General features: G+C 44.2%; 20 protein-coding genes. 18 read left to right on the top strand and 2 right to left on the bottom strand.

Features of this window, described 5'->3' with window-relative positions; all coding sequences use genetic code 11:
• Positions 1 to 183: 183 nt before the first annotated feature.
• The 10 genes from OCV65_RS07835 (at position 184) to OCV65_RS07790 (ending at position 13,689) form a co-directional block, all read left to right on the top strand.
• The gene (locus tag OCV65_RS07835; protein WP_262581593.1) at positions 184 to 3,102 is read left to right on the top strand and encodes an FAD-dependent oxidoreductase; all 2,919 of its coding nucleotides are present in this window, start codon (positions 184 to 186) and stop codon (positions 3,100 to 3,102) included.
• Between the two features lie 11 nt (positions 3,103 to 3,113).
• The gene (locus OCV65_RS07830; RefSeq protein WP_118382850.1) at positions 3,114 to 3,464 is read left to right on the top strand and encodes a hydrogenase maturation nickel metallochaperone HypA; all 351 of its coding nucleotides are present in this window, start codon (positions 3,114 to 3,116) and stop codon (positions 3,462 to 3,464) included.
• Positions 3,461 to 4,132 carry a hydrogenase nickel incorporation protein HypB gene (gene hypB / locus OCV65_RS07825; RefSeq protein ID WP_118382851.1) on the top strand — a complete coding sequence of 224 codons (672 nt, stop codon included), beginning with the start codon at positions 3,461 to 3,463 and terminating at the stop codon, positions 4,130 to 4,132. The genes OCV65_RS07830 and hypB overlap by 4 nt, the downstream gene beginning before the upstream one ends.
• Before the next feature lie 251 nt (positions 4,133 to 4,383).
• Positions 4,384 to 6,645 carry a DUF7604 domain-containing protein gene (locus OCV65_RS07820; protein WP_262581592.1) on the top strand — a complete coding sequence of 754 codons (2,262 nt, stop codon included), beginning with the start codon at positions 4,384 to 4,386 and terminating at the stop codon, positions 6,643 to 6,645.
• A gap of 1 nt (position 6,646) precedes the next feature.
• Complete coding sequence (gene lepB / locus OCV65_RS07815; protein ID WP_262581591.1) at positions 6,647 to 7,156, top strand: signal peptidase I; 510 nt, start codon at positions 6,647 to 6,649, stop codon at positions 7,154 to 7,156.
• Positions 7,157 to 7,221: 65 nt separating this feature from the next.
• Complete coding sequence (locus OCV65_RS07810; RefSeq protein ID WP_262581590.1) at positions 7,222 to 8,289, top strand: DUF7601 domain-containing protein; 1,068 nt, start codon at positions 7,222 to 7,224, stop codon at positions 8,287 to 8,289.
• A 61-nt stretch (positions 8,290 to 8,350) separates the two neighbouring features.
• On the top strand, positions 8,351 to 9,109 hold the full coding sequence (srtB, locus tag OCV65_RS07805) for a class B sortase (protein WP_262581589.1): 759 nt from the start codon (positions 8,351 to 8,353) through the stop codon (positions 9,107 to 9,109).
• A gap of 45 nt (positions 9,110 to 9,154) precedes the next feature.
• Positions 9,155 to 9,757, top strand: coding sequence for a Spy0128 family protein (locus OCV65_RS07800; protein ID WP_262581588.1), 603 nt, complete (start codon positions 9,155 to 9,157; stop codon positions 9,755 to 9,757).
• A 372-nt stretch (positions 9,758 to 10,129) separates the two neighbouring features.
• Positions 10,130 to 11,962 carry an NAD(P)-binding protein gene (locus OCV65_RS07795; RefSeq protein ID WP_262581587.1) on the top strand — a complete coding sequence of 611 codons (1,833 nt, stop codon included), beginning with the start codon at positions 10,130 to 10,132 and terminating at the stop codon, positions 11,960 to 11,962.
• Positions 11,956 to 13,689, top strand: a complete 1,734-nt coding sequence (locus OCV65_RS07790) for a [FeFe] hydrogenase, group A (protein ID WP_262581586.1) — start codon at positions 11,956 to 11,958, stop codon at positions 13,687 to 13,689. The genes OCV65_RS07795 and OCV65_RS07790 overlap by 7 nt, the downstream gene beginning before the upstream one ends.
• Positions 13,690 to 14,054: 365 nt before the next feature.
• On the opposite strand, the gene OCV65_RS07785 is transcribed toward OCV65_RS07790, so the two are convergent.
• Positions 14,055 to 14,384: a sporulation initiation factor Spo0A C-terminal domain-containing protein gene (locus OCV65_RS07785; RefSeq protein WP_262581585.1), complete on the bottom strand. Its 330-nt coding sequence runs from the start codon at positions 14,382 to 14,384 to the stop codon at positions 14,055 to 14,057.
• Positions 14,385 to 14,588: 204 nt separating this feature from the next.
• Between OCV65_RS07785 and OCV65_RS07780 the strand changes: the two genes are divergently transcribed.
• The 6 genes from OCV65_RS07780 (at position 14,589) to OCV65_RS07755 (ending at position 22,662) form a co-directional block, all read left to right on the top strand.
• On the top strand, positions 14,589 to 14,879 hold the full coding sequence (locus OCV65_RS07780) for a glycoside hydrolase family 25 domain-containing protein (RefSeq protein ID WP_262581584.1): 291 nt from the start codon (positions 14,589 to 14,591) through the stop codon (positions 14,877 to 14,879).
• Positions 14,880 to 15,008: 129 nt separating this feature from the next.
• Positions 15,009 to 15,707: a response regulator transcription factor gene (locus OCV65_RS07775; RefSeq protein WP_262581583.1), complete on the top strand. Its 699-nt coding sequence runs from the start codon at positions 15,009 to 15,011 to the stop codon at positions 15,705 to 15,707.
• Positions 15,708 to 15,743: 36 nt separating this feature from the next.
• On the top strand, positions 15,744 to 18,308 hold the full coding sequence (locus tag OCV65_RS07770; protein ID WP_262581582.1) for a sensor histidine kinase: 2,565 nt from the start codon (positions 15,744 to 15,746) through the stop codon (positions 18,306 to 18,308).
• 81 nt (positions 18,309 to 18,389) lie between these two features.
• Positions 18,390 to 19,544 (top strand): class I SAM-dependent methyltransferase, encoded by a 1,155-nt coding sequence (locus OCV65_RS07765; protein ID WP_118383020.1) that lies wholly within the window; start codon positions 18,390 to 18,392, stop codon positions 19,542 to 19,544.
• Positions 19,545 to 19,548: 4 nt separating this feature from the next.
• Entirely contained in the window at positions 19,549 to 21,996 is a 2,448-nt protein-coding gene (locus tag OCV65_RS07760; RefSeq protein ID WP_262581581.1) for a hypothetical protein, read from the top strand.
• 48 nt (positions 21,997 to 22,044) lie between these two features.
• Positions 22,045 to 22,662, top strand: a complete 618-nt coding sequence (locus OCV65_RS07755) for a hypothetical protein (RefSeq protein WP_262581580.1) — start codon at positions 22,045 to 22,047, stop codon at positions 22,660 to 22,662.
• Between the two features lie 56 nt (positions 22,663 to 22,718).
• Here the strand turns inward: OCV65_RS07755 and OCV65_RS07750 are convergent, their stop codons facing one another.
• Complete coding sequence (locus OCV65_RS07750; protein WP_262581579.1) at positions 22,719 to 23,210, bottom strand: QueT transporter family protein; 492 nt, start codon at positions 23,208 to 23,210, stop codon at positions 22,719 to 22,721.
• Between the two features lie 757 nt (positions 23,211 to 23,967).
• On the opposite strand from OCV65_RS07750, the gene OCV65_RS07745 reads away from it, so the two are divergent.
• Complete coding sequence (locus OCV65_RS07745) at positions 23,968 to 24,357, top strand: thioesterase family protein (protein ID WP_262581578.1); 390 nt, start codon at positions 23,968 to 23,970, stop codon at positions 24,355 to 24,357.
• A gap of 1,044 nt (positions 24,358 to 25,401) precedes the next feature.
• Entirely contained in the window at positions 25,402 to 26,511 is a 1,110-nt protein-coding gene (locus OCV65_RS07740; protein ID WP_262581577.1) for an RtcB family protein, read from the top strand.
• The last annotated feature ends 32 nt before the right edge of the window (positions 26,512 to 26,543 follow it).

Here is a 26,543-nt window from a genome sequence, read left to right as displayed (position 1 = left end):
TGCGTCGCACTCCCACAATCCTACCCAATATTCGCATATCGTGGGATTAGCATCCCACTTTTAGGCTCATATTGGGGCGGGTCCCAATGTCTTTCATCCACTTATGAGCAAGCTCATGTGGATTTAGACCTTTTGACCCTGGCATCATAAAATGGGTGTAAGAAAAAATAAGGAGGTATTGGAATGCCGGAATTAAGTAAAGCGGTTATCCCGCCGCATATGGGAGACAAAAGACCAAGCGAGAAGATCTTAAAGCTTGGAAGAAAGATTACAGATGTAGCAGCGCATAAGATCAAAGGAGTTACCGTTGATGACGCGGAGTACTGGGGACTGGCAGAGATCGTGACAGATGAGATGGCAGATGTGGCACTGAAGATGAAGCTACGCCATCACTATAAAATTGAAGAGCTGTGGAAACTGAATAAAGTAGAAGAAAAGGATAAAGCGCATTTTCAGGAACTGCTGGATGAGATGAGCTATATCGGTCTGCTGGAATATGACTATGGCAATAATTATGATCACAACGGAGCGATTCCCGGCCCATCTGACAGAAGATATTGTCTGCCGATGTTTGTACCGGGATCTGCAGAGTTATTTAACATGGAGGAGGGACCGGAGGGCAATAAGCGTCTGCGTGAGCATCCGGCACTGGCAAGCTTCTTTGAGCGCATGACATTTGTTCCGCTGGACGGTATTACGCATATGGTACCGCCGGGCGGAGCCGGTATCGGCATGCATGTAATACCGGTTGAAAAAGCAATCTCTATGGAGAATGGAACCATTGATCTGGAGCATATTTCCTACTGGTTAAAGAAATATGAAGGGCACATTGGTGTAGGACAGTGTTCTTGCCGTGCCAGCCGCAAAGTACTGGATGAAGGATGTGCGGATGATGAGATGAATTGGTGTATCGGTGTGGGGGACTTTGCAGATTACTGCCGTGAGACAGGCAAAGGTCACGATATTACATACGAAGAAGCAATGGAAATCTTTCGCAAAGCAGAAGATAATGGTTTCGTACATCAAATTACAAATATCGATGGTGAGAATAAGATCTTTGGTATCTGTAACTGTAATGTAAATATCTGTAATGCGCTTCGTACTTCGCAGTTATTTAATACACCGAATATGAGCCGAAGTGCTTATACGGCAAAAGTAGAAAAGGATAAATGTGTTGCCTGTGGCAAGTGTGTGGAATACTGCCCGGCAGGAGCAGTTAAGCTTGGACAGAAGCTGTGTAAGAAAGATGGAACAGAGGTGGCTTATCCAAAGCATGAATTACCGAATAAGCTGGTATGGGGTAAGGATAAATACGACGAGAATTACCGTGATAATAACCGTATCAACTGTTATGAGACAGGTACTTCGCCATGTAAGGCAGCCTGTCCGGCATACGTAGCGGTACAGGGATATATCCGCAAAGCAAAAGAAGGTAAGTATCAGGAAGCACTGGCGTTGATTAAGAAAGATAATCCTTTCCCGGCAATCTGTGGACGTGTCTGCAATAAGCGTTGTGAGGCAGCATGTACCAGAGGAACCATCGATCAGGCAGTAGCCATTGATGATATTAAAAAGTTTATCGCAGAACAGGATCTGCATAAAGAGACAAGATATGTACCGCCGGTAGTGATCGCATCGAACCGCCTGACGGAATGGGATCAGAAGATTGCGGTTATCGGAGCAGGTCCGGCAGGACTTTCCTGTGCATTCTATCTGGCAACTAAGGGATATAAGCCAACTGTATTTGAAAAAAATGCGAGACCTGGCGGTATGATGACATATGGTATTCCATCTTACAAACTGGAAAAAGACGTCATTGAGGCTGAGATTGATGTTCTGAGAGATCTCGGCGTAGAGATCAAATGTGGAGTAGAGATTGGTAAGGATATTACGATTAAGGAACTCCGCGAAGATGGATATCAGGCATTCTATGTAGCAATCGGATGTCAGGATGGTAAAGTACCGCCGATTCCGGGAAGTGACGCAGAAGATATTGAAATCGCAGTTGATTTTCTCCATCGGGCAACAGAAGATCAGACACAGAAGATGTCTGGCAATGTAGTTGTTATCGGTGGCGGTAATGTAGCGGTAGACTGTGCAAGAACAGCAGCAAGATTTGGCGGTGAACATGTGGCTATGTACTGTCTGGAGGATCGTGAGACGATGCCTGCATCTGCAGACGAGATCCGTGAGACGCTGGAAGAAGAAATCGCGATCGAGAACAGCTGGGGACCGAAGGAGATTCAGAAGGATGCCGATGGCAAGGTAAAAGCAGTTGTATTCCAGAAATGCATTTCTGTAAAGGATGCATCCGGCAAGTTCAATCCGCAGTATGATGAGAATAACACGATCACCGTAGAGTGTGACCACCTGATCTTTGCAGTTGGACAGGGCATCAAGTGGGGAGATCTGCTGGAGGGCACCAAGGTAGAATTCTGGCATGGCAATTATCCGGTGGCAGATCCACTGACCTACCAGACCGCAGAGCCGGATATCTTCGTGGGCGGAGATGTATATACAGGACCGAAGTTTGTAATTGATGCGATTGAGGCTGGTAAATGTGCAGCAGAATCATTGCACCGCTATGTACATACAGGCGCTAGCATGACCATTGGACGTAACCGCAGAGACTTCCATGAACTGAATAAAGATGATATTATGGTAAGTGGATATGACACCATCGGGCGTCAGGAAGCAGCGGAAACTGCGAAGGAAGATAAAAAGCATTCCTTCCGTGATCTGCGAGGTATGCTGACTGAGGAACAGGTACATCTGGAAGCCGGCAGATGTTTAGGCTGCGGTGCTTCTGTAGTGGATGAGAATAAATGTATCGGTTGTGGTATCTGTACAACCAAGTGTGAATTTGATGCAATTCATTTGCATAGAGATCATCCGGAATGTTCAAAGATGACACGTTCTGAGGATAAATTTAAGGAAATTGGCAAGTATATGGCCGGTCAGGGTGTGAAGACGGCAGCGTCTAAGATTCCTGTGATCAAGAAATATGCAGGATCTGCCGCAAAACAGGCTGGAGCTGCAGCGAAGCTTGCAAAGAAGCAGGCACAGACTGCGGGAAGAAAGCTTAAGAACAGGAAGAGATAAGAGGAAGCACTATGCACGAACTGGGAATTGTCTTTCATATAGTGAAGACAGTAGAGAATATTGCACTGGAGAATCAGGCAGAGAAGGTAAGAAAAGTAGTACTGCAGATCGGCGAGGTGTCAACGATCATCCCATATTATCTGAAGGACTGCTGGAAATGGAAATGCTCCAAGAGCGAACTGATGGATGGATGTGAGCTGGAGATTGAGACGATTCCTGCAATCACATTCTGTGAGGACTGCGAGGAGACCTATCCGACGGTTCAGCACGGGAAGATATGTCCATATTGTGGCAGTGAACATACTTATCTGGTACAGGGCAATGAACATCAGATTAAAGAAATCGAGGTAAGCGAAGAATGAAAGACTACAAGATTATCGAAGTAAAAAGAAGCATCTTCGAAGACAATGACGCAGATGCAGAAAGACTCCGTCAGGAAATGAAAGGAGAGGGCACATTTCTCCTGAACTTGATGTCATCTCCGGGAGCAGGCAAGACAACAACGCTGAAGCGCACAATCGCGATGCTGAAGGACGAGATGAAGATTGGAGTCATGGAAGCAGATATTGACTCGGACGTAGATGCACAGGCAATCTCAGAGACTGGTGTCAGGGCTATTCAGATCCATACCGGTGGTATGTGCCATCTGGATGCGGATATGACGAGACAGGGAGTTCATGAATTTGGCACCGAAGACCTGGATCTGGTAGTGCTGGAAAATGTCGGTAATCTGGTATGTCCGGCAGAATTTGATACCGGAAGTGCAAAGAATGCAATGATCCTTTCAGTGCCGGAAGGTGATGATAAGCCGTTAAAGTACCCGCTGATGTTCTCTATCTGTGATGTGGTACTCATTAATAAATGCGATACCCTGTGTGTATTTGATGATTTCAGCAAGGAGGCTGTAGAAGAACGGATCCATAAGCTGAATCCAAAAGCAGAAGTGATCTTCGTATCGGCAAAGACCGGAGAAGGATTTGAATCTTGGGCTGAATGGCTTAGAAAAGAAGTAAAAGAGTGGCAGAAGTAATGAACTTTTGCCCAAAAATCTAATTATGATGCCTGTGGATTGCTTCGTGCTCTGCACTCCCGCAATCCTGGCATCTATTGACATTATCGTAAGGCAGATATATGACTCTCGGGCGATACCCCCCAGAAGAGTTATATATCTGCCTTCTTTTTGTCGAAAATTAACTGGCAAATGTTGGTATGCCTGTCACAAAAATTGCATATATTCTTACTACAGCCTTGAAAAGTGCACAGAGAAAGGGAGGGGCGGATGTGAAGAAGAGAAGATATCATGGACAGTCCAGGAAGAGCCGGCTGCTGGCGGTGATGCTTGTTATGGCAATGCTTCTTGGAATGAGTACTATATCGGTCTATGCAGGTGAGCTGACAGGGGATATATCTATGGAACAGGTGGATGTAGATGTGGGGGAAGCAGGGACGCAGAAGGATACGACCGAAAGTACTGCCCAGGAGAAAACGGACAAGGTACAGGAAGAGATGGAACCGTCTGGGGATGATCAGCCTGAAACAGAACAGACAGAAGAGAGCCAGACAGAGGATGTGACGGCATCTCCCCTCATGATGAACCTCCAGCAAAGCACTGTCAGGAAAGTAGTGCCGGAGCATCATAAATATATCCAATATAACGGCAATGACAGCTATACGCTGACATTGGATGTTAAAGGAGCCTATGCTTCCGAAAGTATCAGACCAAAAGTAGATGTCCTGCTTATCATAGATAAGTCCGGGAGTATGAACGAAGAAATCAGAAATGGGTATAAGCGACAGTCTAAGATGGCTGTATTGAAAAATGTAGTGTCCGGGACAAATGGTCTTACAGAAGCAATTCTCGGAACCAGATCCACACTGGATGCGAGGATGGCTGTTGTGAGTTACAGCGGAAATAAGAGTGACGGAACATACAACGATGCCTGGGCAGAGCAGGTATGGACGGACAGCAAAGCAACGATTGATAACAGTGTGAAGAGCATAAGTGCTTATGGCGGTACGAATTGGGAAGCAGGTCTTCGGACAGGGGCAGAGTTGCTTGGAAAATGCAGGTCAGATGCACAGAAAATCGTAGTGTTCCTGTCAGATGGAGAACCAACATTTTATTATGACAGTCGGGGTGATACCGCTGGTAATGGCAGCAGTTATGATTCTGATGCTTACAATCATGCACAGAGCCAGCTCAGACAGATTACCGGATTAAATGCATTTTATACCATTGGATTCGGTTCAGCGTGGGGAAGCGGTAATACCAGAATGTCAGATCTATTGAAGAGCTCCAGTGCATCGGCTACAAAATATTATAAAGCAGCAGACAGTGATCAGTTAGCGGATGCATTTAAAGAAATTGCAGAGAGTATCGAGTATACCTGCCGGGATGTGACGATCACAGATGTACTCAGTGATTATGTGGAATTACCGGATAATAGAATGAATTATACTGTGACAGCAACAAAAGGAGGGGTAACAACGAATATTACCCGGGAGGGAACCGTTCAGGTGCAGTATCATGCGGATACTAAGACTGTTACAGCAGCATTTAAAAGTGGTTTTGTATTAGATAAGGATACCGTGTATGCAGTGAATTTCGAAGTGAAACCGACGCAGAAAGCATATGACGAATATGCTGATCAGAATGGTGTCTATCCGCATACAGGAAGTGCAGAAAGTGATGCACCGGGTAATGCGACAAGCGCAGAAAAGAATGGATTCTACTCCAATGTTAATGAAAAAGTGTCTCTTACCTATACCTATGGTACAGACGGCGCGGCACCAGATACGGATGCATATCAGGAAAAACCGGTTGTGCAGGTATCAGATACACAGATTGCAGTAACTAAGAGATGGGAAAATACGAACCAGAATACAACTCTTCCGGATCAGGTTGTAATTCGGTTATATCAGGATAACGAGCAGACCGAATATCGGACATTAACGCTTAATGCGGAGAATCAGTGGGCGGGAACATTTATCCATGTGGCAAAGGGACATACTTATCGAATCGCAGAAGACGCTGTGGATGGATATGAATCAGAGATTACCGGTGATGCCGAACAAGGATATGTGGCAATCAATACACGGATGCCGTCACTGACTGTTCAGAAAAAAGTGGAAGGAAAGCTTGGCGATAAGACAAAGCAGTTTGAAATAAAGATCCGTCTGGCAGACAAGAATGGTAATCCGGTAACCGGAAGCTATGGAGGAGTGGAATTTGACAGCCATGGCGAAGCGGTAGTTTCGCTTTGTGACGGTGAACAGGTATGCATCGAGAAACTGCCGGTGGGAACCGGCTATCAGGTGACCGAAGTTCTGGCAGATAGGGAAGGATATCAGACATCTTATGAAACATGTGAAGGAACCCTGTCTGCGGATCGAACGGCAACGGTCATCAACCGATATATGGAAGAAATCCCAGATTCCGGTATCCGTGACGCCGGCAGCTTTGCGGTGGGTGGTGCACTGGTATTGTTGGCGGGGGCAGGCATGTTATGCATCGCATTGATCAGACGACGGAGAAATGATTAAAATGGAAAAGAAACAAAATAATTCACTTCTCGCAGATGTGAAGTGGTTGCTGCTGAAAATATTGTTACTTGGAATCATTTTTGCAGTGGTATGGATCTTTCTGCTTGGAATCTGCCGGAACGACGATGAAGCGATGAATCCGGCAATCCGGGCAGGCGATCTGGTAATTTATGACCGGATCACGCAGGAGTACCACACAGGAGATGTAGTGGTAATCAAGCAGGATGGCGGCAGGCAGATACGAAGAGTGGCAGCAGTATCTGGTGATGTAGTGGATGTGACAGAGGAAGGACTAAGCGTCAATGGTTATCAGCAGCGGGAAGCAGATATCTATACAGAGACATTACCGTATAAGGATGGAATAGATTATCCGTTAACGGTCGGGGACGGGCAGGTATTTGTGCTGGGAGATAACCGGATATCGGCAGAAGACGGAAGAATCTATGGAACGACCGATCTGAAGGATGTCCAGGGCGTAGTAATGACAGTGATCAGAAGAAGAAATATATAAGTGAATGCATTGGGTAAAAAGCGGTGAGCTTTTTATAAATAAGAATTTGAGGAGGAGAAGATATTATGATGCAGTCTAAAAGATTTCGAGCACTGGCAATGGTGGGAGCACTGACTCTGGCAGTGTGTACCGGTACAACAGCAATGGCAGAGGAAGCAGCTCCGATGGGAAATTCACCGGAGATTCAGAAGATATTCCAGATGTCAGAAGGAATGGATGTGCCATCTGTTTCTTTTAAATTCACATTAGAGAAAGTAACGGCGGATGCACCGACGGCTCAGGTGTCACCGATTAATTATAACAGCAACACAGATAAAGGTAATCTGACCAATGGGGTCTATCTGATGCGGAAAAATCAACAGATCAATTTTGGAGAATTTCCTCATGCAGGAAAATACACTTATAAGGTGACAGAGGTTAATGAGAGTGTGACAAATACGAATATAACCTATGATCAGAACACCTATTATATGGATGTGTATGTAGAGAATACCGAGAATGGACTTCAGATTGCCAATACTGTGGCAAGAGATGGAGAGAATAAAACACCGGCTTTAAGTTTTCTGAACACGTATCGCAGACAGGATGCATCGCTGACGGTAACAAAGCATACGAGCGGTTCCGGTGACCATGATCTGGCTGATAAGACGAAGGACTTTGATTTTACAATTACCATGTACCGGGCAGCAACAGATGACAATACATCTTATACCGGTAAGATCGGCAATGAGACCGTTACACTGAACTTTGGAACCGGAACAACTGCAACAGCATCATTTAAACTGCATGATGGCGAGAACCTTGTGTTTACAGGACTGGCAGCAGGTACACGTTACAAAGTGGTAGAAACAGGGGCAGCAGATGATTATACACCTGGCGTAAAAGTTGTGGAAAATGGAACTGCGACAGTGAATAAAACAGCATCTTCTGAGCCAGAGTCGCTTGCTACAGCAGATGGAAATGCAACCAATCTGATCGGTGAAAAAGAGAATACTGTTGATTTTACCAATACCTATAAAAATGTGCCAATCACAGGTGTGATCATGAACCATATGACGGCTATCGTATTGATTTTGGCAGCAGTGAGTGCTATGGCAGTTCTGTTCCTTACAAAACGCAGACAGATGCGTTAGTAATCGATGCGATAGGAAACGGATATGACAGGGGCAGAGATACAGCCGGGAGATGGATACGATGAAGAGAAGTGTTATCAGGGTATTAGATGAACTGGTGAATCTGATTGTGCTGGTGATTGTTCTGATCCTGGGAGGGTATGGCGTGTACACTTTATGGGATGACAGGCAGATATATCAGAGTGCAGATATGGAAAATTATGAGACCTGGCGACCGGAAGAGGATGATGATCTTTCGTTCCGGGAACTACAGGCAATCAATCCGGAAGTGATCGGATGGCTTACGGTATATGGAACGAAGATTGATTATCCATTTGCACAGGCAGACAATAATACCAAATACGTAAATACGGATATTACCGGAGAATTCGCTCTGTCAGGAAGCCTGTTCCTGGATTGTCAGAATGCAGCAGATTTTACTGATCTGAATCATGTGATCTATGGTCATCATATGGAAAAGAAGACCATGCTTGGTGAGCTGGAGTGTTTTGCAGAACGACCATTTTTTGAAGAACATCGGTATGGCAGGCTGTATTATAATGCTCAGGATCATGGACTGGAATTTATCGCATTTCTGGAAACAGACGCATACGATGATATGATCTACAACGTGACACTGACAGAGGATGAGCAGGAGAAATATCTGTCCTGTCTGCGTGAAAAAGCAATGTATTATCGGGAAACGGAACTGTCTGTGAAGGAACATCTTCTGGCTCTGTCGACCTGTGATTCCGGCAGGACAAATGGAAGGTATGTACTGGTTGGGAGAATCACAGAGGAAATGTATGAGAATCCATTTGATGTGAAATCAAAGAAATAATAAGGCAGTAAAGCTAGACAGAATTATAAATAAGGAAGTGGAAACATGAAAATGGAAATAAAAAAGTTAATATTATGCGCCGCCGTCAGCTTGATTCTGCTTCCGGCAGAAGAAGTACTGGGAGCAGAACAGACGGCATCTGTCATGATTCCTGTTGTGCAGCAATTTGAGACCAGGAATAAGCTGCCAGATAAGAGGAACCAGACATTCCGGTATGAACTGATCCGGGAAGAACAGGATGCCCCGATGCCGGATGAAAGTGACGGAGACCGGTATGTATTTGACATGAAAGGAAGCGAAAAAAACGAGGTCGGACCGATCACATATACGCGTACTGGAATATGGCATTATACGCTGAAACAGTCTGTTCAGAAAGAAGAAAAGGGTTATGATTATGATAAACAGACCTATGAGATCTCAGTGTATGTAGAGAATCTGACAGACGGCGGTCTGGGGGTACAGATGATCGTGGTCAATAGAGAGGGTAATAAAGTGAATGAGATACGGTTCAAAAACGGTTATACCGGAGAGAAGACAGGAAACGTGGCGCGGACAGGAGACATGTCAGATATCGGCCTGTGGATTATATTGCTGGCGGTGTCCGGTGTGGTTGCTGGAAAAGCAGTGCATAAGAAACGACCGGCTTGATAAGCCGATCGGAGAAGAAGAAAAAATCTATATAAGAGATGCCAAAGCATCTTAGCTTTTAGGCGAAGTCCGGCGGTTGTGTGAAGCGATTCTACACAACCGCCGTCTTCTATCATTAGGTGTTTCGTTTTCCTGTTGATGATTATAGTATATCGAAGGAATGTGACCAAAATATGTAAGATCTGGAAAATAAGTGTGAAGTTCCTTAAGAAACTGTTAGGGAAATATGTAGAATTTAATTAGAGTGCACTCTGTTTTGTGGAAAAAATGTCATACCCGTTAAATAAACTACTTATGTAGATACTATTCTTTTTTACAGGTTCTTTTGATAAAATATGTGTAATTACGTATATCAGAGAGGAGCTGGTCTTAATGAGCAGACTGGAACTTAGGACTCCGAATCGTACACACATTGTAATGGAAGAACTGTACAAGGATTTGGAGCGGAGAATAGAATCAAGCCCGCCGGGATTATGTCCGGTAGATATGTCCAGAGCATTTCTGGAGCTGTGTCATGCACAGACCTGTGGCAAATGTGTACCATGCCGTATTGGTCTTGGACAGCTGAACCATTTTATCAAGGATGTACTGGATGGAAAGGCTACGATGGAGACGCTGGATACTATGGAGGCAACGGCCCTTTCTATTATGGAATCAGCGGACTGTGCCATCGGATATGAAGCAGCACATATGGTGTACAAAGGACTGGTGGGATACAGGGATGACTATATCGAGCACATCCGCCACGGAAGATGTACCTGTACTTATAGCCAGCCGGTACCTTGTGTGGCACTCTGCCCGGCGCATGTAGATATACCGGGATATATTGCATTAGTGGGAGAAGGACGGTATGCAGATGCAGTTCGTCTGATCCGTAAGGACAATCCATTCCCAACGACATGTGGATTTATCTGTGAGCATCCATGTGAGTTACGGTGCCGGAGAAATATGGTGGACGATTCGGTCAATATCAGAGGACTGAAGCGTGTTGCTGCTGATTTTGCAGGAGAAGTGGAACCGCCGAAATGTGCGCCGTCAACAGGTAAAAAAATCGCGGTACTTGGTGGAGGTCCGGGAGGATTAAGTGCAGCTTATTATCTGCAGCTGATGGGACACCAGACTACTGTATACGAGATGTTGCCGAAGCTTGGCGGTATGCTGCGCTATGGTATTCCGAATTACCGTCTGCCGAAGGAACGTCTGGAGGACGATGTGAATGCGATCCTGAAGACAGGTGTACAGGTAGAATATGGTAAGAAGATTGGTCAGGACATCACTATTCAGGACCTGCGTGAGCAGTATGATGCGGTGTTGATTACGATTGGAGCAAGTACGGATAAGAAGCTTGGACTGGAAGGTGAGGACTCCGAGGGCGTAATGTCAGCTGTACAGTTCTTGAGAAATATCGGGAAAAATATCATTACGGATCTGACTGGTAAGGAAGTAGCAGTGATTGGCGGCGGTAACGTGTCCATGGATGCGGTACGTACGGCAAAACGTCTGGGTGCAAAGAAGGTCAGCATTGTATATAGAAGAAGAATGGCGGATATGACAGCACTTCCGGGCGAGATCAACGGAGCAGTGGCTGAGGGAATCGAACTGCAGACATTGAAAGCACCGGCAGCAATCGATGTGGATGAGAATAACCATGTAAAGGGTATCTATGTGACACCACAAATGGTAAGCACGATTAAGAATGGTCGTGCAAGTGTACGTCCGACCGGTGAGGATGATATTTATATTCCTTGTGATGTACTGGTTGTAGCTATCGGACAGAATATCGAGACGGCGCATTTTGAAGCAGCAGGTATTCCGGTATCCAGAGGTAAGATTCTGACTACCAGCACGGGTGCGGTAGAAGATATGCCGGATGTATACGCCGGAGGAGACTGTTCCAGCGGACCGGCGACAGTTATCAAAGCTATCGCGGCAGCCAAAGTCGTGGCAGCCAATATTGATGAATATCTGGGCTTCCGTCACGAGATTTCCTGCGATGTGGAGATTCCTGAGGCGAAGCTGGAAGATAAGATCCCATGCGGACGCATCGATCTTACAGAGCGTGAGGCCTGTGAGAGAGTCTGTGATTTTGACGCAGTGGAGAACTGTATGACCGAGAATGAGGCAAGGCAGGAGGCAGGCAGATGTCTGCGATGTGACCATTTCGGATACGGAATATTTAAAGGAGGCAGAGAGACATTATGGTAAATCTTACAATAGACGGAAAACAGATTTCCGCATCGGAAAATACGACCATCATGGAAGCTGCCAGACAGAATGGAATTCCGATTCCGAAGCTGTGTTATCTGAAAGGGATCAATGAGATCGCAGCCTGTCGTGTCTGTGTGGTAGAGATCGAAGGAAAAGATAAGCTGATCACTTCCTGCAATAATATGGTAGAGGAGGGCATGATCATTTACACCAACAGTCCGAAGGTGCGCCGAAACAGACGTACCACAGTGGAACTGATCCTGTCGCAGCACAACTGCGAATGCGTAACCTGTATCCGAAGCGGCAACTGCAGTCTGCAGAGAGTGGCAAATGATCTGAACATTATACATATTCCATTTAAGATGGAGATTGAGAAACAGCCGTGGAGCAAAGAGTTCCCATTGATCCGTGATTCATCCAAGTGTATTAAGTGTATGCGCTGTATCCAGGTATGTGATAAGGTACAGAGCCTGAGTATCTGGGATGTAGAAGGAACCGGATCACGAACCACGATCAATGTGGCTGGCTATAAGAAGATTGAAGAAGCAGCCTGTTCTCTGTGCGGACAGTGTATTACACATTGTCCGACGGGAGCGCTGACAGAACGCGACGAGACCGAGAAGGTATGGAATGCAATTGCAGATCCGGAGAAGATCGTAGTTGTTCAGATCGCACCGGCTGTACGTGCAGCCTGGGGCGAAGAGCTGGGACTGTCAAGAGAAGAAGCAACGGTTGGCAAGATCATCGATGTATGGAGGAGACTGGGTGCGGACTATGTATTCGATACCTCATTTTCAGCGGATCTGACCATTATGGAAGAGGGAACGGAATTTCTGCAGAGATTCACATCCGGTGAACTGAAAGACAGACCGATGTTTACATCATGCTGTCCGGGATGGATCCGTTTCATCAAATCACAGTATCCGCATCTGGTCAAATATCTGTCATCAGCGAAGTCACCACAGCAGATGTTTGGCGCGGTAATGAAGACATATTTTGCAGAGAAGCTTGGCGTATCGCCGGAGAAGATCTATACGGTATCCGTGATGCCATGTGTAGCGAAAAAGAGCGAGCGTGAGATGGATCTGTACCATGGAGAATATGTGGGACATGATGTGGACGCGGTAGTGACGACCAGAGAGCTGTTACGTATGATCCGTGCGGCACACATTGAGCCGTCTACATTGATGGATCAGGAAAGCGACCGCCCAATGCAGGAAGGCACCGGAGCAGGCGTGATCTTCGGAGCAACCGGCGGTGTAATGGAGGCAGCACTTCGTACGGCATATTATCTGCTGAAGGGCGAGAATCCACCGGCAGATGCATTCCAGGCAGTCAGAAGCACCGGATTTAACGAGCATCAGGGCGTACAGGAAGCGGTCTTCCAGGTGGATGATGTGACAGTGCGGACGGCAGCAGTCAGCGGGCTGGGTAATGCGAGAGCACTGATTGACAAGATTGAGCGTGGCGAGGCGCAGTATGATTTCGTAGAAGTCATGGCGTGTCCGGGAGGATGTGTAGGAGGCGGCGGACAGCCGATCCATGATGGCGAAGAGCTGGCGTTTGAGCGTGGCAAGAATCTGTATTATCTGGATAAGAATGCAGATATCCGATATTCCCATGAGAATCAGGATGTGCAGAAACTGTATGAAGAATATTTCGAGAAGCCGAATTCACACAAGTCACACATGCTGTTACATACAGAACATATGAAGAATAAATAAGTAATACACAGAGTTATGATTAATCAAACAGATTTTATTAGTAATCAAAATGAATGATTTCCTAATCTACAGCGAAAGGGCGTGAATTGTAAAATTCACGCCCTTCGTCGTTGTTATAGTTATCTAAAGGAATGAGAGTAAAGTGCGTCACCAAAATCATTGGTTAGTACTTTATGAGGGGGAGATAGCTGATGTCTTATCAACTATCTGACATTTATTATAATAGCCAAATATGTCAGAAATATGTTGATTCTCTAAAAGAAAACGAAAAAATCTTAAAAACCTCTTAACAAAATAAAAAATATGGCATAAATTTCGTCTGTTAGTGCTACAAAAAATAGATACTTAGATTTGGGAGCGATTGATTATTTTGCAGAATCCTTCAGGTATTCAGTGAGTATGTCCAGAAATTCGCCGATGGTTGGTTTCGAGGAGAGCGGACAAAGAGAGATGGATTCCAATAGGGGACGGTTTCCACGTTCCCAACAGACGGATACAACGGTACGTAGATTTCGCTCTACACTGCTTGCAGAGGTCTGGTAAGTATGAGCAATCTCCGGATATAACAGCTTGCTCACGCTTAACAGGTAATCTTCATTCTGGAGACAGAGGGAGAGGGCATACAATAAATACCGGTATCCTTGATAATTTCCACCAATACCCAAGGAACGAACCAGTTTTTGTATATCTCTCATATCATTGACTCCTTTCACCGAGCTATCTGAATCTTCACAGCCGTAATACAAGTACCTTAACTATATGATAATTTATTTTATCGCCATTTGTAAATGATTTTCGTGCATATGAGTCAAAAAAGCACATATTATTGAATAAAATTTGTATCACATTACCAAAAATAGTTCATATGATAACAGTAAGCAGAAAAATGGAGTTAAATTATGGGAAAATATACGGTGCTTGTTAACGAGAACATGGGAGAGGTTAACTGGGAAATGGTGAAAAAAGCAGATGTACATGGTGTTATGTTATGTGTGGGTTATGGTGGTGAAGTGGACCGGCTCTTTCGGGCAAATGCGGACTGCTGTGAGAAACTGGGGATTCCTTTTGGTGTATATTGGACATCTTATGCGGTAACGGAAAGAGATGCTGAGGCAGAGAAGAGAGAGCTTGAAGGTATGATCGAAGGATATCACATCGAAGGACCTGTAAGAATTTTTAAAAATCCTTAAGAAATTCCATTTATGGATATTAAAAAATTATTGTTATGCTGTTGTTGTAAAGCGAATACAACTTCTTGACAGTTCTTCCTGATTGAACTTCTTAAGAGGATGCTTTATAGTGAGAGTGAGGTGATAAAAATGTCTAAAATATTAGTATGTGATGATGATAAAGCAATCGTAGATGCGATTGAGATATATCTGTCCCAGGAGGGATACGAGATCAAAAAGGCTTATGACGGAGCGGAGGCAATCCAGATGCTGGAAAAGGAACCGTTTGATCTGCTTATTATGGATGTGATGATGCCGAAACTTGATGGCATTCGGGCAACATTGAAGATCCGCGAGAAGAATAACATGCCGATTATTATCCTTTCCGCAAAATCAGAGGATGCAGATAAGATTCTGGGACTGAATATCGGGGCTGATGATTACGTGACGAAACCATTTAACCCACTGGAACTGGTTGCGAGGGTGAAGTCACAGATCCGCAGATTCACGAAGCTTGGCAGTACAGCCGGAATCAAAGAGAACGAAGCGGTATACAGCACCGGTGGTCTGGTGATCAATGATGATCAGAAAATGGTTACAGTAGACGGTGAACCGATAAAACTGACGCCGATAGAATATAACATATTATTACTATTAGTGAAGAATCAGGGACGAGTTTTTTCAATCGAACAGATTTATGAAAGTATCTGGAATGAGGAGGCTTTGGGTGCGGATAATACGGTCGCGGTACATATCCGTCATATCCGTGAAAAGATTGAGATTAATCCAAAGGATCCGAGATATCTGAAAGTAGTCTGGGGAGTAGGCTATAAGGTGGAAAAGCGCTGATTATAAGCTGGCGTTTGTCAGCAGAACGGAGTTAATATGAAGAAAGAATGGTATAAGAGCAGCTGGATGAAAGGGATCCTTATAGGCTTTACACAGGTGATAGCAGTTATTCTGATCATCAGTATGGTTTGGATTATTTCATGTCCCAGGGCTGCGGCAAATGTATTAAAAGGGGACAATGTACAATACGAAGATACACAGGGGTTTGCAGAGACATTTATGAATCAGTATGCAGACATCCTCGCAGGATTGGAGGCAAAAGAACAGTTCGAGACGGATGGTGAATTTGATGGTGATAAAATCGTAGATATCCAGAATGTCAGTAACAGCCAACCGATTGATGGTAAAAATGAACATGGTCTTGCATATAGATTATCCGATCTGATTGATTGGGAAGAAAAAATATATGATGGAGATATCAATTCGGATCAATACGGAAGTTCGGGCGAGAATGAGATTTTAGTATGTAAGAAGCCGGATTCTACATATGAGTATTTTTATTTTAGTGATTTTAAGTCTAAGATTGACAGTGGCGAATTGAAATTTATTAACGAAACGGAAGACAATAGTTCCTCCAGTATTCTGCAGGAACTGCAGGACGGTGAATATTATGAAGAAGATGGAGATTCTAAGCTGACGGTAATAGATCAGGATAATGCAGTACAGTATGTGGATTGTTGGGATTATGATGGTATGTGGGTAGAAGAGACCTGTTCGCCAATCGATGCAGAGAATGTACTGGACATTGTAAATCATAATCCGGAGTGGAACGGCAATCTCGATCAGGCATTTACCCAGATCTGGAATGTACTTAGTATTATTAATGTGGAAAAACAGGCATATGACAGTATGCTTTCCGGGTATGAAGAGAATAGCAGTAATGTAACGTATTTGTATGCGGATCGGGATAAAAAGACGATTTATACAAATCGGAAAGAGTATGCGGATTTTGATAATCTGGATGACAGTGTGAAGAAGATCGGAATGCTGGATAAATATGTGCTGGTTGGCGCGAGGGCGTCGCAGTTTGAAGGTAACGTGACGGGTGTACTATACAGTGATTGCGATTATCATAATCGTCTGGTGACAGATCCTCAGGATTTTGTATTTGTAATGGGGGTGGATACGAAGTATCCGGTACAGGATGCATTCTATTATGAAAGCCACAGCTACAGTTATTATCAGTCCGGTATCGGAGTTGCATTGGCAGGAGCAATATTATCAGGCATATTGTTGATGGTATGTATAATCTGGCTGACGATCGTGGCGGGAAGAAAGCCGGAAGATACAGACTTATATTTGACAGGTTTTGATAAGCTGCCGACCGAGGTTGGAGCGATCATTGTAGTGGGACTGTGGGGGATCTTCGCAGCGATCATGCTGAATGTGGCGAACTGTCTGAGCAATATTGTATGGTCAGATGAGATCTATTATCTGGGATGGTCGCCGGGGGCAAGTGTGCCGACGCTGATTGGAATAGGAATCCTTGGATTTGGAACCTGTGCGTTTTTCATGTTCGGATACCTGAGTCTGATCCGCAGGATCAAAGCCAGAAGCCTGTGGAAGAGGAGTGTTCTCCGGTGGCTGGGTATTCATGCATATGCATTCTTCCGCATGATACCGGCGGTAGGACGACAGTGCCTTATCATGATCGCATTTATCATAACGCAGTTTTTATGGGCGAGCGGAGATGGAATATTTTTGCTGATTGCTATTGCAGCAGATGTGGCGGCTTTTATCTATGTGGTGTCGCAGGCGGCAGGAAGAAAACAGATCGTTAAAGGCATTCATAGGATTGCAGAAGGTCAGGTGGATTATAAGATTCCGCTGAAAGGGCTGAAAGGTGAGCAGAAGGATATAGCAGAGAGTATTAACCGTATCGGTGATGGTCTGGATGCTGCGGTAGAGGCTGGTATGAAGAATGAACGGTTGAAGACGGATCTGATCACGAATGTGTCTCATGATATCAAGACGCCGCTCACGTCGATCATCAATTACATTGATCTGATGAAGCGGGAAAATATTCAGGATCCGAAGATTCAGAGTTATCTCGAAGTGCTGGAGGCAAAGGCACAGCGACTTAAGACGCTGACAGAAGATGTGGTGGAGGCATCCAAGGTCAGCAGCGGTAACGTAGTGCTGAACTGTATGAAGCTGAACCTGACGGAAATGATCCAGCAGACCAGCGGCGAATTTGTAGAGAAATTTGAGAAGCGTGATCTGAAAGAAATTCTGAATCTGCCGGAAGAGCCGGCATATGTCTGGGCAGACGGCAGACGCACCTGGCGTATTCTGGAAAATATTTATAACAATGCGGCCAAATATGCGTTGGAAGGAAGCCGGATCTATGCAGATCTGAAACTGACCGAGACAGAAGTAGTATTCTCACTGAAAAATGTATCCGAGCAGCCGTTAAATATCAGTGCAGATGAGCTGACGGAGCGTTTTATCCGGGGCGATGTATCCAGAAGCACCGAAGGAAGCGGACTGGGACTTTCCATTGCAAGAGATCTTGCGAAACTCATGAACGCCAAATTTGAACTGTATCTGGACGGAGATCTGTTCCGTGTAACCATTACATTTGCAAGGATAAATGATTAGAATGATTGTGGGTGTCTGCAGGAGCAGATGCCCGCAATCTTTTGTGTTTACGGAAAGGTGAAAATCAGATATAATGTCAGCATGGAGAATTTAAGAACATTATTAAAAGAACAGATGAATATAGATTTTATGTCTGCAGTATTGAGCGGACCCCGTACCAAAGACGGAACAGCAAAAGTGAAAGTGCGTCCACTTATGAAGAAGGACACACTTTTCTTTCAGTTAGAGATTTTCCGTGGTAATCAGGCATTTCACAAGAATCTGGAACCGGAAGCGGCAGCAGAAGAAGTGCTTCGGTTCATGCAGGAGATGCGTCAGATGCAGATGGACACCAGAGCAGCGTCTTACACCGTACTTGTCAGCAAGAAAGGAAAAGTAACAATTAAGAAGAAAATGCGCAAGGAACCGGTGAAGATGGTGAGCATGTCCCATAACCGCAAGAAGCAGTATGTGCTGGAAGAGGGAACTGCAGTGCCATTTCTCACAGATCTTGGCGTGATGACGCAGGAAGGAAAAGTGGTGCATGCCAGATTCGACAAGTTCCGCCAGATCAACCGATTTCTGGAATTCGTTGAGGACATTCTTCCGGAACTTCCAAAGGATCGGGAGGTTACGATTCTTGACTTTGGATGTGGCAAGTCGTATCTTACATTTGCCATGTATTACTATCTGCATGAATTAAAAGGATATGATATCCGCATTATCGGTCTGGATCTGAAGAAGGATGTGATCCGTCACTGTAATGAATTAAGTGAAAAATATGGTTATAAAAAATTGCATTTTCTGGAAGGAAATATCGCAGACTATACAGGAGTAGATGCGGTAGATATGGTAGTGACACTGCATGCGTGTGATACGGCGACAGACTTTGCGCTGGCGAAAGCAGTAGGATGGAATGCAAAAGTGATCCTGTCTGTGCCATGCTGTCAGCATGAGTTGAACCGCCAGATAAAGAATGATGTGCTGGCACCGGTTTTTGAATATGGACTGATCAAAGAGCGTATGGCAGCGTTGATCACGGATGCCATACGGGCGCAGTATCTGGAGCGGGAAGGATACCGCACCCAGATCCTGGAATTTATTGATATGGAACATACTCCGAAGAATATCCTGATCCGGGCGGTCAAGACCGGCAAGAGAAAGGATAACCAGGAAGCAATCGAATCCTGTGAGAATGCGCTTCACATTACACCGACACTGGGGCAGTTGCTGGATGAACTTAGAGGAGCTGAATAGATAAATGAAGAAAAAAGCGATACACGTCGGCGTACTGGCGGCGATATTTATCATCGCAGTCGTCGTATTTGAATATATGACCACTCGTGGTAACGATGATATGATGGAAGATCTCGGCAATGCCGTACTACCTCGGGTGTATTTTACCGTAGATGGATATGGAGTCAATGCGTTAAATGCTTATTCGGAAGAGATGGATATTACCACAATGCGGGATTCTGTCACGCCGATCAGTGGTAAGAAGCTGACGATGAATCTGGAAGCGGACGAGACAAAAGTAACCGCAGTTGATTATGCTGTCTATACATTGGACGGAAAAAAGAAACTGAGCGAGGATAAGATCAGTAAGGTAAAAGATCAGATGGATCTGAGCTTTGATCAGAATCTGCTGTCAGAAGAGCGGATGCTGGTGCTTATCCTGCATGCAGACGGCAAGTCTGTTTATTACTATACAAGAATTGTGAATCCGACGGACTTTAATCTGACGGATTGCCTGGATTACGTATATAATTTTCATGAGAATGCCTTGAAAAAGGTGGAGAATGCAGGCGTAGGAGCAGCACTGGAGCAGGATGATGAGGATGCCAATTCTACATTTTCCCATGTGACCATTCATTCATCATACGATCAGGTGACCTGGGGGAATCTTGCACCACAGGTGACAGGCGGTGAACGCTGGAAGATTACGGAGACCAACAGTTCTTATACATCCGTGCTTCTGGAATACGATGTAAGCTGTACCGGAGAAGAGAATGAGACGGATATGTATACGGTTAGAGAATTTTTCCGCGTGCGCAAGAATAACGGACAGATGTATCTGTTGAATTATGACCGTACAATGGAACAGATCTTTGACGGAAGTAAGAATGTATTGAGTGAAAAAGGAATCCTGCTTGGAATTACTGATCCGGATGTTCCGTATGTGGTTAGTTCTGACGGCAAGATTGTAGCATTTGTGCAGGCGGATGAGCTGTGGAATTATGACAAAGAGCAGGATCAGCTTTCGTTGTTGTTCAGTTTTCGTGATGCGGAAAATGCGGATGTCCGTAATAAGGTATCGGATCATAAGATCCAGATTCTGAATATGGACAAAAAAGGCAATACAACATTTTCGGTATCCGGATATATGAACCGCGGCGAACACGAAGGATATGTGGGAGTTGCCGTTTATTACTATAATATCGAGACCAACAGTATTGAAGAAAAGGCATTCGTATCCAGCAACAAATCAGCTGCAATCGCAGGAAGTGAACTGGATACGTTGAAATATTACAATACCAAGACGAATAAGCTATACATGCTGGCAGACGGGGCACTTCATGAGATCAGTATTAAGAAGGATTATGATGAAGTGTTGCTGGATGGATTGAAAGATGGTCAGTATGTGGTATCAGATAATGGTAAATGGCTGGCATATCAGACAGGTGATGATGTGACATCTTCGACAGAAGTGACGGTCATGAATCTGTCGGATGGCAGTGAATATCAGGTGAAGAGTGCAGACGATGAGTGTATGATTCCACTTGGATTTGTGGGCAATGATTTCGTGTCAGGTCTGGCGAAACTTGATGATATCGGTAAGACTATCAGCGGTGAACAGGCTGTTGCAATGTATCAGATTGAGATCCGCAGTGATGCAGACAAGGTTATTAAGACTTACAGCAGTGATGGTTATTACATTTTAAGCACGGAGATTGACGACGGAATGATCACGCTGAACCGCGTCCAGAAGAATGGCGATACCTATACATCGGCGGCAGCAGATTATATTTCCAGCAATCAGGAAAAGAAAGAAAGCAATATCATGCTAGAATCTTATGTGACAGATATGAAGGAGACACAGATGCGTCTGACTTATGCGGATGGCATCAAGGACAAATCTGCGAAAGTATTGAAGCCGAAACAGGTTGTACAGGATGATCCTGCATTACCGTCTTTTGGTAAAGAAGTAAAAGAAAATGGTTATTACGTATATGGAACCGGACAGCTCCAGGGTATCTACAAAACAGCTGGAGAAGCCATCCGCAAAGCGGACAGTGTCAGCGGAGTCGTCATTGACGCAAAAGGACAGTACGTATGGGAGCGTGGCAACCGTTATCTGGTCTATGATCTGTCCACCAGTCAGGCGTCAGCGGTCAGTGAACTGCAGAATGCACTTGCATCCGGTACATCGGTGCTGGAGGCAGCTGGTAATATGTCAGATCAGAAAGTGCTGGAACTTACAGGATGCACAGTTGAAGAAATGTTGTATCTGATCAACAAGGATACACCGGTCATCGGTGTGCGTAACGGAGCTTCTGCAATCATTCTGACAGGATACGATGAAAGTCATGTGACTTATGTGGATTCGGAGAACGGCGAGAGCAAGACCGTGACGCAGGAAGAGATGGATCAGATCATGCAGAGCAGCGGCAATGCATATGTGGGATATCTGAAGAAGGCAGAAGAGTAAACATAGAAGCTAAAGGTATTTGAAGTAAGAGGAAAGATAGGTAGAAAAATGCAGTTATTTCAGGTTAATGCAGAAATTTATGATGAAGACAGTATGCTGGGCAGAGAGACTTCCTATCTGACAGCTGATAATGCGGTGAAAGCGGCTTATTATGCCAGAGGTATGCTGAGAAATATCTGTTTGGAATGTTCGCTGAATCTTGAAGAACTGATAAGGGATCATTGGAGTATATTCTATAAGTTGGAATGGCCGGATAAAGAGATAATATATGGATATTCTGTCGAAGTGGTATCGATGGACAGCCAGAATATAGACTGCAGCCATATGGAGAAAAATGAATGTCAATGTATCGGTGAACTGTATCAGGTGTATTATAAAGATCTTAAAGCAGATCCGGTTATGCAGAGATATGAAATTCTGTATAATGAGAGCAGAAGTCCGTTGACAGATGAAGTTCGGCGTGAGCCGGGGGATTGGGGAAAAGAACCTTGTTATAAAAAAGGTGACCGCGTATGTTACAGAGAGTCCGACAAAGTATTTGAAATCGATGAAGTCTACGGCTGGGAAGGCGATGCGCTAGACGGATTGCTGTATACGATTTATGAAGATGAGTGTGGGTATATGGATCATGTGCATGAGTCGGAATTAAGACTGGCGGAACAATAGAATAAAAAATTCCTCAGCAGCTCATAGAGCATGCTGGGGAATTTTTTTGTTCCAAGTTAAACTGCCGGATGGAATAATGTATTCCGATAGCGGCTTAAAGCAGTGTATAATACCAGACCCAGTACAAGGCAGGAAGCTACTTCACCAATGCCGACGGTCAACATCATAAATGGAATCGGAAGAGCGACGCCATATCCGTAACGCAGTACAAATGGCACGATCACGATATTAGCAATGATTGGCGGTAATGTACCGTATACCGGCTTCTGCTGTCTCAGCGTATAAGTGCCGATCGCACCGATCAGAGTCGCAATACTTCCAAAGATAATATCAGGAAGGATTGCTCCGCCAAGGATATTACCAACCAGACATCCTACAAATAATCCCGGAATTGCAGCCGGTGTAAATAATGGCAGGATAGTCAGTGCCTCAGAAATACGGATCTGTACTTCTCCAAATGAAAATGGTGCAAATACATAAGTGAGCACCACGTAGATTGCAGCAATCATCGCTGCCTGGGTCAGAAATGTTACATTCTTGTTCTTCATATTCAGTTCTCCTTTAGTTTTGTTTTACGTGTGGAAGGTCACGAACACACGATTCATTTTACGCCGGGAATCGGCGAAACCCTTATTAGACCTTGGTTTTCTGGGGTTTGTAACGGGTGATAGTATAACATGGGTGATAGATAATTTCAAGTACCTTATGGCTTTTGGTATGTTCATTCTTGCATTACTGACATTCGTATTTACGTTTATCAGATAATGTATTAAGGCATAGAAAACCACACCGGAACTTTGGCGAGCGAAAGGGTGGAGTTTCTATATTCCATATACTTCGAGGTCAACCCACCTTATGGGCAGTTGCTCTTTTAGTATCTCAAATATAGAATATACGGCAGCAGGATGCAAGAGGGATATAAAAGATGAAGAGAAATAAAAAAAATACAATTAGATTACAAAATATTGAACGCAGATTAGAAGTGTGATAGAATATCTGCAGGGAAATCAAAGCCAGGCGGCTACCCTTCTTTGCGGAGGGATAAGACACCCTCCAGACGAAAGAAAGGAGGGCAATACGATGATTGCATATTCTGACTTAATTCAGTTTTGTATATTCATTGTTGCCTTTGTAGGTCTCTGCTATGAGAGGTTTAAAAGCTAAACGTAAAAGGTCGCCATTACTGTGAATAATGACGGCTGCTGTAATAAATAGCTTTAACTTATAATCGGGTAGCCGCTTGCAATTTCTCTCTTTACAGCTATAATATATCATATTTGATAACAAAACGCAAGGAGAAAAATAATGTTAGAGATTGGAATTAAAGGAAAACAGGAAGTAGTAGCAAACGAAACAAATTCTGCAAAGACAATGGGAAGTGGTACGCTGGATGTATTTGCGACTCCGGCAATGATCGCATTGATGGAAAAGACTGCATGGACAAGCGTTGCAGACGAACTGGATGAAGGCTGCGGTACAGTAGGAATTAGCCTGAATGTAGCACATAGCGCACCGACTCCGCTTGGCATGAAAGTAACCTGTGAGAGTGAACTTACAGAAATAGATGGAAGAAAGCTTACTTTTCATGTAAAAGCGTATGATGAAAAGGGAGTTATCGGAGAGGGCACTCATGAGCGTTTTATTATCCAGAATGAGAAGTTCCAGAAAAAAGCGAATATGAAAAAAGATTCATAGATATTGCATATTGTATTGTGGAAATGCATATGCTATAATGCCAGTAGGCAAAAGAAATAAAGTAGTTCAAATAGCTTAACTACACATAACGAAAACCCCAGTGCTGCTACACTGGGGTTTTCTATTCCCATTTTGAAAACGGAAGGGCTTAGTTCCGTAGGCTTGTTACCGACTAGTTATCACCGTCCAGCCATTTGATGATGTAATGACAAAGTACACCGCCCATGACGGTGATAATAAAAGAAATAATAATGTCCAAATAGCTTACCTCCTTCCTGTTACCAGTATAGAGGCGGTAACATAATGATTATATCATGTATGCAATGCAGTGTCTATTTGTTGTGAATAAAATACGGAAGATTTACAAAAAATGAAAATTGTATAAATAATTAAATAGACATAGGTTTATAAATTTTGCTCATTGTATTTGCGAAATAAATGTGATACGATAAATGCGGCAAAAAGATAATGCTATTCCATGGTGAACAGCAACGAAAAACTCTCGGACTCCGGGGGTTTTTCTATTCCTGGTTTTGGTGTGGAAAGTCTTAAATCCACAGGCTGGTTACCAGCTATTTGTCGCTGTCTAACCATTTGATGATATAGTGGCAAATTACACTACCCATAACAGTGACAATAAAAGAAATTTTAAACAAAAGTGTTGACAAATCAAAATGCCAGAGCGTATACTCTAGGCGTCAACGATAACAATACAGATTCGAAAGGAGGAGAATCACATGAGACAGAATAATACATTTCATACGACAGTAACTTTGATAATGAGAGAACAGATTTTCCTTACCGAGGGTCTGAATATATAATCATAGTTGGGGCTTTTGACCCCAATATCATTTAATTCATTATATATCTATATCCGGTTAGGATTTCATGTCTGTATCTCTGTGTTTCAGAGGTGCTTTTTTTGTATTGCGACGAATCAAAGTTCGAGCTTCCAGGCACCTTGACGACCGCATACAATCTCAGAATGTGCCTTATGGCACTTCTGATGATTTGTATACTAAGCACCTCAGAGGAAGAGGACATATGGGAATAATAAACGGAGTCTATGCATCAGCAGAAATATTTTCAGAACAGGTAGAAGAATACGCAGTGGCGCAGATCCAGATGATCTGTGATAACAAAGCTTCGGAGGGGAGTGTAATCCGGGTGATGCCGGATGTGCACCCGGGTAAAGTTGGAACTATCGGACTTACGATGACGGTGGGAGAACGCGTATTACCAAACCTTGTGGGAATTGATATTGGATGCGGAATCACATTAACGAAATTAAAACAGAAGAAAACAGAGTTCCAGAAATTGGATACAGTAATCCGGGAAAATGTACCGTCAGGCGGTAATATCCGCGGAAAAGCACACCGCCGGAGTGCAGAATTTAACTATGAAGCCTTACTGTGTTTTCGGAATATCCATGCGGATCGGGCAGGAAGAAGTCTCGGCACACTGGGCGGCGGCAATCATTTCATTGAGTTAGATCGGGATGACGATGGATCGATGTATGTCGCGGTTCACAGTGGGAGCAGACATCTTGGAAAAGAAGTGACGGAATATTATCTGAAATGCGGTCAAAGGGAACTGAAAGAGCAGGGCGTAGAGGTCCCTTATGAACTCACATGGCTTACTGGCAAGTTGAAGGAAGATTATCTGCATGATCTTCAGGTTGTGCAGGAATATGCGGAACTCAACCGCCAGGTGACCTTGGAAGAGCTGGCAAAAGGTATGAAGTGGAAAATGCAGGAGAGCATATCCGTGTGTCATAACTATATCGATAAAGAGGGTATCTTGAGAAAAGGTACAATTTCAGCCAGAGAAGGTGAAAAAGTGGTAATCCCAATCAATATGAGGGATGGCATTTTGCTGGGAATCGGAAAGGGAAATCCGGACTGGAATTATTCTGCACCGCACGGATCAGGACGAATTCTCAAGCGAAGCGAGGTAAAGAATCAGTATACTGTGTCCAGCTTTAAGAAAGAAATGAAGGGTATTTACTGTTCCTGCATTGGAAAAGAGACACTGGATGAGGCACCATTTGCATACCGAAATATGGAAATGATTAGAGAAGCAGTGGAGGATACGGTGGATATTACGCAGGTACTTCATCCGGTTTATAACTTTAAGGCTGGTAACGATAATTAAAAAATATTTTGGCATGACAAAATGTGTCATCC

This window comes from Dorea ammoniilytica (assembly GCF_025567415.1).
Lineage (GTDB): Bacteria > Bacillota > Clostridia > Lachnospirales > Lachnospiraceae > Claveliimonas > Claveliimonas ammoniilytica.
Note: the sequence above shows the minus strand (reverse complement) of the source record. Positions and strands in the feature narration are given on the sequence as shown.